The sequence below is a fragment of the Stenotrophomonas sp. 21LCFQ19 genome, assembly GCF_056861425.1.
In genome coordinates, this window is the sequence record NZ_JBSPUF010000014.1 from 1 (window position 1) to 12,359 (window position 12,359).

Here is a 12,359-nt window from a genome sequence, read left to right on the forward strand (position 1 = left end):
GTTGGGTTTGCCGGTAATGCCCCTGCCGACCATGGGTCGGCACTACGGGCATTACAGGCGCTGCAGCCTGTAGACGGCGGTGGAAAGTGCAGTTGCGCCGTCGGCACGGAAATCCGGCTGCTGATCAAGGATGTCGCGGCGTTCCAGCAGGCCGGCCTGCCAGGGGCTGGCGAACAAGCGCTGCACTTCGGCTTCCTCCACCGAGAACGGCGGGCCCTGCTTTTCATCCTGCGGGTATTCCAGGGTGATCAGCACGCCTTGGCAACCTATCGGCAACTGCCCGTACAAGGTGTCGCGGTAGTGTTGGCGCAGGTGCGGCGGCAAGGCGATCAGGGCGGCGCGGTCGTAGACGCCGGCTGTGTCTGCCAGCAACTCCGCGTCCAGTGCAAATGCATCACCACAGATGATTTCAATCGGCCCGGCGCTGTAGTGCTCGCCGTACTGGCTGCTGTGGCGCTGCGGAATGATGTCGGCTTCGGCGAAGAACTGCTCGATCGCCATCGGCGACAATTCGACGCCAAGCACGCGGTGGCCTTGCGCGGCCAGCCAGTGCATGTCCAGGCTCTTGCCGCACAGCGGCACCAGTACGCGACTGCCTGCCGGGAGTTGCAGTTCGGGCCAGTGCTTCTGCAGCAGTGGCATCACTTCGTTGCGATGGAAGCCGATTTGACCGTTCTGCCAACGTTGCAGCCAGAAGTCGGGTTGCATGGGGTTCTCCAATTGCGAGTGTGTTGCCGGTTGGCTCGCTGCTTGTGGGAGCGGCGTAAGCCGCGAAGCTGACGGCAATGGAACCATGGTGATTCTTGATTGCCGGTGACGGTTCTTCCTTTAGCTTCGCGGCTTACGCCGCTCCCACAAACACAAGCAAAAGAAGGCCGGGCATTGCCCGGCCTTCTTTGTACTTACTGGACTTCCAGCCCTTCCACCTTCTGCCAGCCACGCGGCAGCAGATGCCCGCGCGTCGCCCGCGTTCCCAGATACGTCTCCAGGTCCTTGAACGACAGGTTCATGGTGCGCTGGCCACTGCGCACCTGCAGGGTGTTGCCCGGGCCGACCGCGACCACCGCCACCACGCGCTCGGTGGAGAGCTTGGCCTTGGGGATCTCGATGATCTTGTTGCCCTTGCCCTTGTCCAGCTCAGGCAGCTCACTGGCCGGGATGGCGAGCATGTTGCCGGCGCTGGTGACCGCGACGATGCGGTCGGTCTCCGGGTTGGCGACCAAGGATGGGGTCAGTACCGCCGAACCAGCGGACAGGTTGAGCATCGCCTTGCCGGCCTTGTTGCGGCCGGTCAGGTTCTCGAAGCGGGTGACGAAGCCATAGCCGTGGGTGGACGCCAACACAAAGCGGGTGTTGTTGTCGCCGCTGGCCACGGTGACGAAGCTGCTGCCGGAGGCCGGCGAGAAACGGCCGGTCAGCGGCTCGCCGTTACCGCGTGCCGAGGGCAGGGTATGCACCGGCGTGGAATAGGCGCGGCCTTCGGTATCGAGGAAGGCCACCTGCTGCGTGCTGCGTGTACGTGCCACGGCCAGCAGGCTGTCGCCATCGCGGTAGTTCAGGGTCGAGCCGTCGACATCGTGGCCCTTGGCTGCGCGCACCCAGCCCTTCTCCGACAGCACCACGGTCATCGGCTCGCTGGGGACCAGCTCGGTCTCGTCGATGGCCTGGGCGGCAACGCGCTGTACCAGCGGCGAACGGCGATCGTCACCGAATTTCTTGGCGTCTGCCAGCAGTTCGTCCTTGACCAGCTTCTTCAGCTTGGCGCTGCTCTGCAGGATCGACAGGATATTGTCGCGTTCCTTGGCCAGCTCATCCTGCTCGCCGCGGATCTTCATTTCTTCCAGGCGCGCAAGCTGCTTGAGCTTGGTTTCCAGGATGTACTCGGCCTGGTCTTCGCTCAGCGCGAAGCGTGCGATCAACGCGGCCTTGGCATCGTCCTCGGTGCGGATGATGCGGATCACTTCGTCCAGGTTGAGGAAGGCAACCAGCAAGCCTTCCAACAGGTGCAGGCGACGCTCGACCTTCTGCAGGCGATGGTTGAGGCGGCGGGTGACCGTGTCCTGGCGGAAGCGCAGCCACTCGCTGAGCAGCATCTTCAGGTTCTTGACCTGCGGACGACCGTCCAGGCCGATGACGTTGAGGTTGACGCGGTAGCTGCGCTCAAGGTCGGTGATGGCGAACAGGTGGCCCATCAGCTGCTCGGCGTCGACGCGGTTGGAACGCGGCATCAATACCACGCGCACCGGGTTGGCGTGGTCGGATTCGTCGCGGATGTCTTCCAGCCACGGCAGCTTCTTGGCGCGCATCTGCGCGGCGATCTGCTCGATCACCTTGGACGGCGAGACCTGGTGCGGCAGCGCATCGATGACGATGTTGCTGCCTTCCTTCTTGAAGGTGGCGCGTGCACGTACGCTGCCGTTGCCGGTCTCGTAGATGTTCCGCAGGTCCGACGGCGAGGTGATGATCTCGGCGGTGGTCGGGTAGTCCGGGCCCTTCACGTGCTCGCAGAGCTCGGCGACGGTGGTATCCGGCTCGTCGATCAGGCGCACCAGTGCGCTGACGATCTCATTGAGGTTGTGCGGCGGTACGTCGGTGGCCATGCCCACGGCGATGCCGGTGGTGCCGTTGAGGAGCAGGTGTGGCAGCCGCGCCGGCAGCCAGCTCGGCTCTTCCAGGGTGCCGTCGAAATTCGGCGACCAGTCGGTGGTGCCCTGGCCCAGTTCGCCCAGCAGCACCTCGGCGATCGGGGTCAGCTTGGATTCGGTGTAACGCATGGCCGCGAACGACTTGGGGTCGTCGCTGGAGCCGAAGTTGCCCTGGCCGTCGATCAGCGGGTAGCGGAACGAGAACGGCTGGGCCATCAGCACCAGGGCCTCGTAACAGGCGCTGTCGCCGTGCGGGTGGTATTTACCAATGACGTCACCGACGGTGCGGGCGGACTTCTTGGGCTTGGATGCGGCACCCAGGCCCAGTTCGCTCATCGAATAGATGATGCGGCGCTGCACCGGCTTGAGCCCGTCGCCGATGAAGGGCAGGGCGCGGTCCAGTACCACGTACATGGAGTAGTCGAGATAGGCGCGTTCAGCGTATTCGCGCAGTGGCTGCTGTTCGAAGCCATGGTAAGCGGGGCGTGCAGACTCAGTCATTGCGGGGGGGTGCTACCTGTTGTGCGGAGCCAAGGCGGGGGCCGCCGGCTGCCTGATCCGACGATTATCCGGATGGCGGCGGAGATGCCAAGCCACGGACGGGATCGAGCCCGCCTTCCAGCCCCTGATCGGCCCGGCTCTGGTAGCGGCCGGGCGGCAGGCCGAAGTGGCGGCGGAACACGATCACGAAGGCGCTGGGGCTGCTGAACCCCAGTGAATGGGCGATGTCGGCCACGGCATGGCCTTCATTGAGCCGGCGCAGCGCTTCGGCCAATCGCGCCTGCTGGCGCCACTGGGCGAAGCTCAAGGTGGTCTCGTCGCGGAAGTGGCGGCTCAGGCTGCGCGGCGACAGGCCCGCCCACTGCGCCCATTGCGCAAGGCTGCGGTCGTCGGCGGGCTCGGCCAGCAGTTGCGAGGCGATTCGCAGCAGGCGGCGATCGGCCGGCATCGGCAGATGCATGCGTTGGCGGGGCGCGTCCCGTATTTCGTCCAGCAATACGTCGAGCATGTGCTGCTGGCGCGGGGAGAGGGCCTGGTCCGGCGACCAGTCACTGATCCGCTCGGCCAGTGCATTGAGCAGGCGGGAAATGCCGATCACGCAGGGGTCGTTGGGCAAATCAGTGCATATCGGGCTGGCCAGGGCCATGCCCCAGCCGCGCAGCGGGCCGTCGATCACCACCGTATGCGGCTCGGCTGCGGGCATCCAGCCACCGGAGCCGGCCGGCAGCGACCAGGTGCCGTGGCGGGTGCGGGTGGTCAGCAGGCCGCGTTCGACGCAGATCAGTTGCGCCCGCGCATGCTGATGCCAGTCCACTTCGCGGGCCAGACCCTGCGGGCTGTCGAAGCGGAAGCCGAACACCGGCGGCCCGTCGTCGCGTTCGAACCAGTCCAGTTCCTCGTCATGCAGCAGCGGGGCGGGCAGGTGCATGTCAAAGCCCTGCGGTGCCCGGCGCCGGACCGACGAGAGTGTTGCCCCTGGGGTTGGCTGGATTTCGTCATTCATTGGCCAGATTGTATTACCCGGCCACGACGGCAGCCATTACTGTGTCCGGGTCGGACGCAGGCGTCATTGGTGCAACACAGCATTTGATGCCAGTTAGAATATTTCCATTGAGAATTATTCCATCTGGAAGGAAAATGCCCGCCCATGATCTGTGCCGATACCACCACGCCCCCCAGCTTTGGCCTGTTGCTGCGGCAAGTCCGCGACGGCCTTGCCAGGCAGCTTGATGCCTCCATGGCCGAAGAAGACCTCGGTCTTGGATTCAGCCACTACATCGGTCTGAAGACCTTGATGCACATGGCGCCGTGTACTGCCAACGAGCTCGCCCGCACCCTGGACCAGGTTCCCAGTGCGGTGACCCGTCTGCTGGACAAGTTCGAAGCGCTTGGTTGCGTGCGTCGCGAGGCGCACGCGCAGGACCGCCGTGCATTGCAGATCGTGCTGACCGATGAGGGCCATGCTCTGTGGCTGCGTCTGAAACAGCGCGGCGACAAGGTGATGGAAGACGCCATGCGTGACCTGCAGGCGGAGGAGCGGGAGATGTTGATGTCCCTGCTGCTCCGTATACGTGACTCCTTGATGACCCCATGAAAACCATGTCCTCCCCCACATCCCTGGTTTCACCCGCCCGCGGCCTCCTGGCCGCGGCGCTGGTTCTTACGCTGGCCGCGTGCGCCAGCAGCCGTGGCCTGCAACCGCAGGGGCGACTGCTGGAGGCCGACAGCCTGCACAGCAGCCGCAGCCTGGCCGGTACGCCGCTCAGCGCGGCAGGCTTTCCGGCAGCTGATTGGTGGCGCGCGCTCGCCGATCCGCAATTGGATGCGCTGATCGACGAGGCACTGCGCGGTTCTCCTTCGCTGGAAGCTGCCGACGCGCGCCTGCGCCAGGCCCAGGCACACGCCGCCAGCAGCAATGCCGAGCGCAAACCCAACCTGTCGCTGTCACCGGGCTATACCGGCATGCGCCTGCCCGAATCCATGGCCGGTGACGAAGTCGGCGGCCATTACATGGGCAGCGTGCAGGCCGTGGCCAACTTCAGCTATGGCGTCGACCTGTGGGGTGGCAAGCGTGCCGCCTGGGAAGCTGCCGTCGACAGCGGCCACGCCGCTGCCGTGGATGCGCAGGCGGCGCGCCTGGACCTGGCTGCCGCCATCGTCCAGGGCTACGTGCAACTGGCCCATGCCGGGCAACTGCAGCGTGTTGCCAATGACGAACTGGCGCGCGCCGAGAAGACCTTGCAGCTGACCCGCCAGCGTCGCGCCGCCGGTATCGACAGCGAACTGCAGGTGCAGCAGGCACAGGCACGGCTGCCAGCCGCACAACAGCAGCAACTGGCCGCGCAGCAGCAGATCGATGTGTCACGCAATGCGCTGGCCGCGCTGCTCGGCAAAGGACCGGACCGCGGCCTGGACATCAAGGTTCCGAATGAATTGAATCCGCTGGCCCTGCAGCTGCCAGGTGTAGTTCCCAGCGAACTGCTGGGCCGGCGTCCGGATATCGTTGCCGCGCGCTGGCGCGTGGAAGCGGCGGACAAGCAGGTCAAGGTGGCCAAGACCCGTTTCTACCCGAACCTCAACCTGACCGCTCTGGGCGGGGTGGTGTCGAAGGATCTGGGCAGCCTGTTGGAAAGTGGCTCCACCTTCGGTCTGCTGGCGCCGGCGCTGAGCCTGCCGATCTTCGATGGCGGTCGCCTGCGTGCCGGCCTGGCCAGCAGCGATGCCGACTATGACCTTGCGGTGGCCAACTACAACCACACCCTGGTAGAGGCCCTGCGCGACGTCGCCGACCAGGTCAATGCCAGCCGTTCGTTGGCCGAGCAGGTGCAGGCGCAGCAGCAGCTGCGTGGCATCGCGCAGACCGCCTATGAGCTGGCGCAGCAGCGCTACCGCGCCGGTATCGGCAATTACCTTGATGTACTCAGCACCCAGGACCGTCTGCTGCAGGCCGACCAAGGGCTGAGCAACCTGCAATCACAGCAGCTGATGTCTTCGGTACGCCTGAGCACCGCCCTCGGTGGCGGTTTCCAACCCAGCGCCGACACGGCGCCAGCCGTTGCCAATGGCAACGACACCACGCATTCCTGAGAGTCCCCCCATGAGCCAGACCTCCTCCCCCGAAGCGGCAGCAGCCGCTCCCAGCCGTCGCGGCAAGCTGCTGCGCGGTCTGCTGTTCGTCATCCTGATCCTGCTGGCGGCCTTTGCCGCGTGGTACTACTTCCTGGGCCGCTGGGCCGAGGAAACCGATGACGCCTATGTCGGCGGCAACCAGGTGCAGATCACTCCGCAGATCACCGGTACCGTGGTATCCATCGCCGCCGATGACGGCATGAAGGTGGAGCAGGGCCAGTTGCTGGTGCAGCTGGACCCGGCCGATACCGAAGTGGCCATGCAGCAGGCACAGGCCAACCTCGCCAGCACCGTGCGCCAGGTGCGCGGCCTGTACCGCAGTGCCGAAGGTGCGCAGGCGGAATTGAATGCGCGGATGGTGTCGGTGAAGCGCGCTCGCGAAGACTTCGCCCGTCGCCGCGACCTCGCAGCCAGCGGTGCTATTTCCAATGAAGAATTGGCCCACGCCCGTGATGAGCTGGCCGCTGCCGAAGCCGCGGTTGCCGGTTCGCGTGAAACCGTCGAGCGCAGCCGCGCGCTGATCGATGACACCGTCATCGCAACCCAGCCGGACGTGCAGGCGGCTGCAGCGCAGCTGCGCCAGGCCTATCTCAACAACGCACGTGCCGGCATCGTTGCGCCGGTCACCGGTTATGTCGCGCGTCGTTCGGTGCAGGTTGGCCAGCGCGTGCAGCCGGGTGCGGCCTTGATGGCAGTGGTGCCGGCCGAGCAGATGTGGGTGGATGCCAACTTCAAGGAAACCCAGCTGCGGCATATGCGCCTGGGCCAGGAAGTGGAGCTGCGCTCGGACCTGTACGGTGGTGACGTGACTTACAAGGGCCACATCACCAATCTCGGCCTGGGCACCGGCTCGGCGTTCTCGTTGCTGCCGGCGCAGAACGCCAGCGGTAACTGGATCAAGATCGTGCAGCGTGTGCCGGTGCGCGTGGCCATCGATGCCAAGCAGTTGGCCGAACATCCGTTGCGGCTGGGTCTGTCGATGAAGGCCGAGGTCAATCTGCACGACCAGAAGGGCACGGTGCTGCCGGCAGAAGCGGCCAAGGGCACGGTGTACGGCACGCAGATCTACGCCAAGCAGCTGCACGATGCCGACGCCCTGATTCACAGCATCATCCAGGACAACCTGCCGTCGTCCGCGCGCGCCAGCTGAGGTCACCATGTCCGCTCAAGCTCCTGCCGCACCTGCCGCGCCCGCGGCCGGTGCAGCGCCCGTCAATGTAGCCCTGTGCACGGCGGGCCTGGCCCTGGCTTCGTTCATGCAGGTGCTGGATACCACCATCGCCAATGTCTCGTTGCCGACGATTGCCGGCAACCTTGGCGCCAGTTCGCAGCAGGCAACCTGGGTCATCACCTCGTTCGCGGTCAGCACTGCGATTGCCTTGCCGCTGACCGGTTGGTTGAGCCGCCGTTTCGGTGAGGTCAAGTTGTTCATGTGGGCGACGATCGCGTTCTCGATCGCCTCGCTTTTGTGCGGCATCGCCCAGAGCATGGGCATGCTGGTTGTGTCGCGCGCGCTGCAGGGCTTCGTGGCCGGGCCGATGTACCCGATCACCCAGTCGTTGCTGGTGTCGATCTATCCGCGCGAGAAACGCGGGCAGGCGCTGGCCTTGCTGGCGATGATCACCGTGGTGGCGCCGATCGCAGGTCCGATTCTCGGTGGCTGGATCACCGACAACTACAGCTGGGAATGGATTTTCCTGATCAATGTGCCACTGGGCGTCATCGCTGCGGCGATTGTAGGCGGCCAGTTGCGTCATCGCGTTGAGACCACCGAACGGCCGAAGATGGATTACGTCGGCCTGGTCACCCTGGTGATCGGCGTCGGCTGCCTGCAGTTGATGCTGGATCTGGGTAACGAGGAAGACTGGTTCAACTCGACCAAGATCGTTGTGCTGACCTGCATCGCTGCGATGATGCTGGCGGTGTTCGTGATCTGGGAGCTGACCGACAAGGATCCCATCGTTGACCTGAAGCTGCTGCGGCATCGCAACTTCCGTGCTGGCACGTTGGCGATGATCGTTGGCTACGCGGCGTTCTTCTCGGTGGCGTTGATGATCCCGCAGTGGTTGCAGCGTGACATGGGCTATACCGCGATCTGGGCAGGCCTGGCCACTGCGCCATTGGGCATCCTGCCTATCCTGGTGGCACCGGTGCTGGGCAAGTTCGGTCACAAGGTCGACATGCGCTATCTGGCGACGATTGCGTTCTTCGTGTTGTCGATGACCAGCTTCATGCGCTCCGGCTTCAACCTGCAGGTCAACTTCGAGCATGTTGCCGGCGTGCAGTTGTTGATGGGTGTTGGTTTGGCGTTGTTCTTCATGCCGGTGCTGCAGATCCTGCTGTCCGACCTTGATGGCCGAGAGATTGCCGCCGGCTCGGGCCTGGCGACCTTCCTGCGTACCCTGGGTGGCAGTTTCGCGGCATCGTTGACCACCTGGCTGTGGGCGCGTCGCACCCAGCAACATCACGCTGACCTGACCGAACATGTGTCCCTGTACGATCCGGGCATGCATCAGCAGGTGACCGCGATGGGGCAGGGCGACCTGCAACATGGTGCGGCGATGCTCAACGAAATGATCAACCACCAGGCTTCGCAGATGGGCTTCAACGACATCTTCCTGCTGCTGGGCTGGGTGTTCCTGCTGATCATCGGCCTGGTGTGGCTGGCCAAGCCGCCGTTTGGTGCTGGAGCGGGTGCAGCGTCGGCTGGTGGGCATTAGCCCTGGTTGCTGTAGGAGCGGCGTAAGCCGCGAAGCCGACTGCAATGAAACTACAGCGAAGCCCGCAATCGGAAAGATTGCGGGCTTCTTCTTTAGCTGTAGTGCCGAGCCATGCTCGGCAATGGGGCTTCACCGGTAAGGCCTCTGCCGGGCATGGCTCGGCACTACAGGTTGGGATTGTCGGTAAGGCCCCTGCCGAGCATGGCTCGACACTACGGGTAAAATCGCGGGCACAAAAAAACCCGCTTTCGCGGGTTGTTTCGTTTGAGTCATGGTGCCCAGGAGAGGACTCGAACCTCCACGGAGTTGCCCCCGCTAGCACCTGAAGCTAGTGCGTCTACCAATTCCGCCACCTGGGCGACTCAGGAGCGAGATTATGTAGGACGTTTCTGGTGGCGTCAACAGGTTTGTGAAGAAAAACGCGGCCAGTGGGGCCTTGGTAAGCACAGCGCACCCGGGGGTCGCCACGGGTGCCTTCGAGCGCTGGGGGGAAACCCGGGTGCGCTGCGCTTACCCGGGCTACCGTGGCCTGTTTGTTCGAATCGCAGAAACGAAAAAACCCGCTTTCGCGGGTTTGATCTTGAAACGTGGTGCCCAGGAGAGGACTCGAACCTCCACGGAGTTGCCCCCGCTAGCACCTGAAGCTAGTGCGTCTACCAATTCCGCCACCTGGGCACTTCAGGCCGCGCAGTTTGCAGAGGATGCGGATCTTTGTCAACGGTTTTTCACAAACATCTGCAGTGATGCTGTGCGCACCCTGTACACCTTGGTCCATGTACCATGGAGGCTGATGAAAAACAAAAAGACCACTGGGGCCGACAAGGCCCGCAAGTCCGCCACCGGCAGCAAGCCGGGCAAGGCGCCGGGCAAAGCCCCCAAAGCAAAAACCGCCAAGCTGCCGCCATGGATGCCGGAGAGTTTGTCCGCGCCGGCGAAGTCGGGCGCAGCAAAACCAGGCAAGGCCGGCCCACGCGTCGCCGCCAAGCCGGGCAAACGCAAGTTCACCGACGATGCCGCCCCGCAGAGTTTTGTGCGCGGCCGTCGCAAGTCCGGTCCACCGGCTGCTGCGTTCGATGATCCTTACGCATCGCGTGAGGCCGAGCGCTACGCGCAGCCGATCGCCAGCCGCGAGGCCATCCTGCAGTTGCTGGACCGCTGCGAAGGACCACAGAACGCCGAGGAAATCGGTGCCGCGCTGGGCCTGATCGAGCCAGATCGTGCCGACGCGCTGTCCAAACGCCTTGGTGCGATGGTGCGCGACGGCCAGTTGGTGCAGAACCGTCGCGGCGGCTTCGCACCGGTCAGCCAGTTGAGCCTGATCCCCGGCGTGGTCATCGCCAACCCGGAAGGCTTCGGCTTCCTGCGCCCGGACGAGGGCGGCGACGATCTGTTCCTGTCGCCATACGAGATGCGCAAGGTCATGCACGGTGACCGTGCCTTGGCCAACGTCACCGGCATCGACCGCCGTGGCCGCCGCGAAGGCGCCATCGCCCGCGTGCTGGAACGTGGTGTAAACCGCCTGATCGGACACTTCAGCATCGAGGCTGGCATCAGCTACGTGGTGCCGGACGACAAGCGCATCCAGCGCAACATCCAGATCCCGGGCGACCTCACGGGTGGCGCCAAGGACGGGCAGCTGGTGGTCTGCGAACTGACCCATGCGCCGGATTCGCGGCGTCCGCCGATCGGCAAGATCATTGCCGTGCTCGGCGACAAGCTGACCCCGTCGCTGGTGGTGGAAACCGCCATCCACGGCCATGAGCTGCCCTACGAGTTCCCGCCGGAGGTGCTGGACGAGGCCACTGCCGTGCCGTTGACGGTGGAAGCCTCGATGATCGGCAAGCGCGTGGACCTGCGTTCGATGCCGCTGGTCACCATCGATGGCGAGGACGCCAAGGATTTCGACGACGCGGTGTACTGCGAGCCGAACCGCGACGGTTTCCGGCTGGTGGTCGCCATCGCCGATGTCTCCAACTACGTGCGTCCCGGCACGCCGCTGGATGACGAAGCGCAGCGTCGTGCGACCTCGGTGTACTTCCCCGGTTTCGTGGTGCCGATGCTGCCGGAGACGCTGTCCAACGGCATCTGCTCGCTGCGGCCGAAGGAAGACCGCATGTGCTTCGTCTGCGACATGCAGATCGGGCGCGATGGCCAGGTCAGCGGCTCGCAGTTCTACGAAGCGGTGATGAACTCGCATGCGCGCCTGACCTACACGCAGGTGTGGGCGGCGGTGGGCGAGGACGATGCAGATGCCAAGGCCTTCATCGGCCCGCTGCTGCCGCAGATCCAGAACCTGCACCAGCTCTACCGCATCCTGTCCAAGGCGCGCGAGCGTCGCGGCGCCATCGAGTTTGAATCCTCGGAAGTGCGCTTCGTGCTGGACAACCGTGGCGAAGTCACCCAGGCCGGCATGATGGTGCGCAACGATGCCCACAAGCTGATCGAGGAATGCATGATCGCCGCCAACGTGGAGGCCGCACGCTACCTGCTGTCCAAGCACGTGCCGGCACCGTTCCGCGTGCACGAGCGGCCGCCGGAATCCAAGTTCGCCGACCTGCTGGAGTTCCTCAAGGAGTTCAAGCTGAGTCTGCCGCCGTGGAGCAAGGTACAGCCGGGTGACTACACCAAGCTGCTGAAGAAGGTGCGCGAGCGCCCGGATGCGGCGTTGCTGGAGTCGGTGTTGCTGCGCAGCCAGTCGCTGGCGGTGTATTCGCCGGACAACAACGGCCACTTCGGCCTGGCGCTGGAGGCCTACGCGCACTTCACCTCGCCGATCCGTCGTTACCCCGACCTGCTGGTGCACCGTGCCATCAAGTACGCGCTGAGCGGCGGTCCACTCGACAAGTACACCTATACCCCGCGCGAGATGGCGGCCTTGTCACTGCAGTGTTCCGAGCGTGAGCGCCGTGCCGATGAGGCCGAGCGTGAGGTCGACGAGCGTTTCCGTGCCGCATGGATGGAAAAGCACGTCGGCAGCCAGTTCGATGGCGTGATCAGTGGCGTGACCAGCTTCGGCCTGTTCGTCGAGCTGGACGAGTCCAAGGTCAATGGCCTGGTCCACGTTACCCAGCTGCCGCATGACTATTACCAGTTCGACCCGATCCGCAAGACGCTGAGCGGCGACCGCCGTGGCAACGAGTTCCGGCTCGGTGACCGGGTCCGCATCCTGGTGCTCAAGGCCAGCATGGAAGAGCGCAAGATCGACTTCCGGCTGGTCGAAAAGCTGGATGGCGAACCGCTGGAGGAAGGCCTGCCGCCGCTGCCCGAACGCGGCAAGCCAGCCAAGCGCACCAAGCAGAAGTATTGATGCCGGAAGCGGCCCTCGCAGCAGCGGCGGCCGCCATTCCCGCACCCCGCAGGCCGG

At 64.7% G+C, this 12,359-nt stretch carries 8 protein-coding genes and 2 tRNA genes; 5 read left to right on the forward strand and 5 right to left on the reverse strand.

Going from position 1 to position 12,359, the window contains the following annotated elements; translation table 11 throughout:
- Positions 1-51: 51 nt before the first annotated feature.
- The 3 genes from AC13FW_RS15280 to AC13FW_RS15290 form a co-directional block, all read right to left on the reverse strand.
- A complete protein-coding gene (locus AC13FW_RS15280; RefSeq protein ID WP_482989648.1) occupies positions 52-708 on the reverse strand; it encodes a thiopurine S-methyltransferase in 657 nt (218 codons plus the stop codon).
- Positions 709-902: 194 nt separating this feature from the next.
- Positions 903-3,146: a DNA topoisomerase IV subunit A gene (gene parC, locus AC13FW_RS15285; protein ID WP_482989649.1), complete on the reverse strand. Its 2,244-nt coding sequence runs from the start codon at positions 3,144-3,146 to the stop codon at positions 903-905.
- A gap of 64 nt (positions 3,147-3,210) precedes the next feature.
- Positions 3,211-4,074, reverse strand: coding sequence for a helix-turn-helix domain-containing protein (locus tag AC13FW_RS15290; RefSeq protein ID WP_482989650.1), 864 nt, complete (start codon positions 4,072-4,074; stop codon positions 3,211-3,213).
- A gap of 219 nt (positions 4,075-4,293) precedes the next feature.
- Between AC13FW_RS15290 and AC13FW_RS15295 the strand changes: the two genes are divergently transcribed.
- The 4 genes from AC13FW_RS15295 to AC13FW_RS15310 are packed head-to-tail and all read left to right on the forward strand — an operon-like array spanning position 4,294 to position 8,995.
- Entirely contained in the window at positions 4,294-4,740 is a 447-nt protein-coding gene (locus tag AC13FW_RS15295) for a MarR family winged helix-turn-helix transcriptional regulator (protein ID WP_482989651.1), read from the forward strand.
- A 5-nt stretch (positions 4,741-4,745) separates the two neighbouring features.
- Positions 4,746-6,233: an efflux transporter outer membrane subunit gene (locus AC13FW_RS15300; RefSeq protein ID WP_482989652.1), complete on the forward strand. Its 1,488-nt coding sequence runs from the start codon at positions 4,746-4,748 to the stop codon at positions 6,231-6,233.
- A gap of 10 nt (positions 6,234-6,243) precedes the next feature.
- Complete coding sequence (locus AC13FW_RS15305; RefSeq protein ID WP_296252286.1) at positions 6,244-7,425, forward strand: HlyD/EmrA/EmrK family protein; 1,182 nt, start codon at positions 6,244-6,246, stop codon at positions 7,423-7,425.
- A 7-nt stretch (positions 7,426-7,432) separates the two neighbouring features.
- A complete protein-coding gene (locus tag AC13FW_RS15310) occupies positions 7,433-8,995 on the forward strand; it encodes a DHA2 family efflux MFS transporter permease subunit (RefSeq protein WP_482989653.1) in 1,563 nt (520 codons plus the stop codon).
- Between the two features lie 272 nt (positions 8,996-9,267).
- Here the strand turns inward: AC13FW_RS15310 and AC13FW_RS15315 are convergent.
- Positions 9,268-9,354, reverse strand: a tRNA-Leu gene (locus AC13FW_RS15315).
- A gap of 229 nt (positions 9,355-9,583) precedes the next feature.
- Positions 9,584-9,670, reverse strand: a tRNA-Leu gene (locus AC13FW_RS15320).
- A 115-nt stretch (positions 9,671-9,785) separates the two neighbouring features.
- On the opposite strand from AC13FW_RS15320, the gene rnr reads away from it, so the two are divergent.
- Positions 9,786-12,302: a ribonuclease R gene (gene rnr / locus AC13FW_RS15325; protein ID WP_482989654.1), complete on the forward strand. Its 2,517-nt coding sequence runs from the start codon at positions 9,786-9,788 to the stop codon at positions 12,300-12,302.
- The last annotated feature ends 57 nt before the right edge of the window (positions 12,303-12,359 follow it).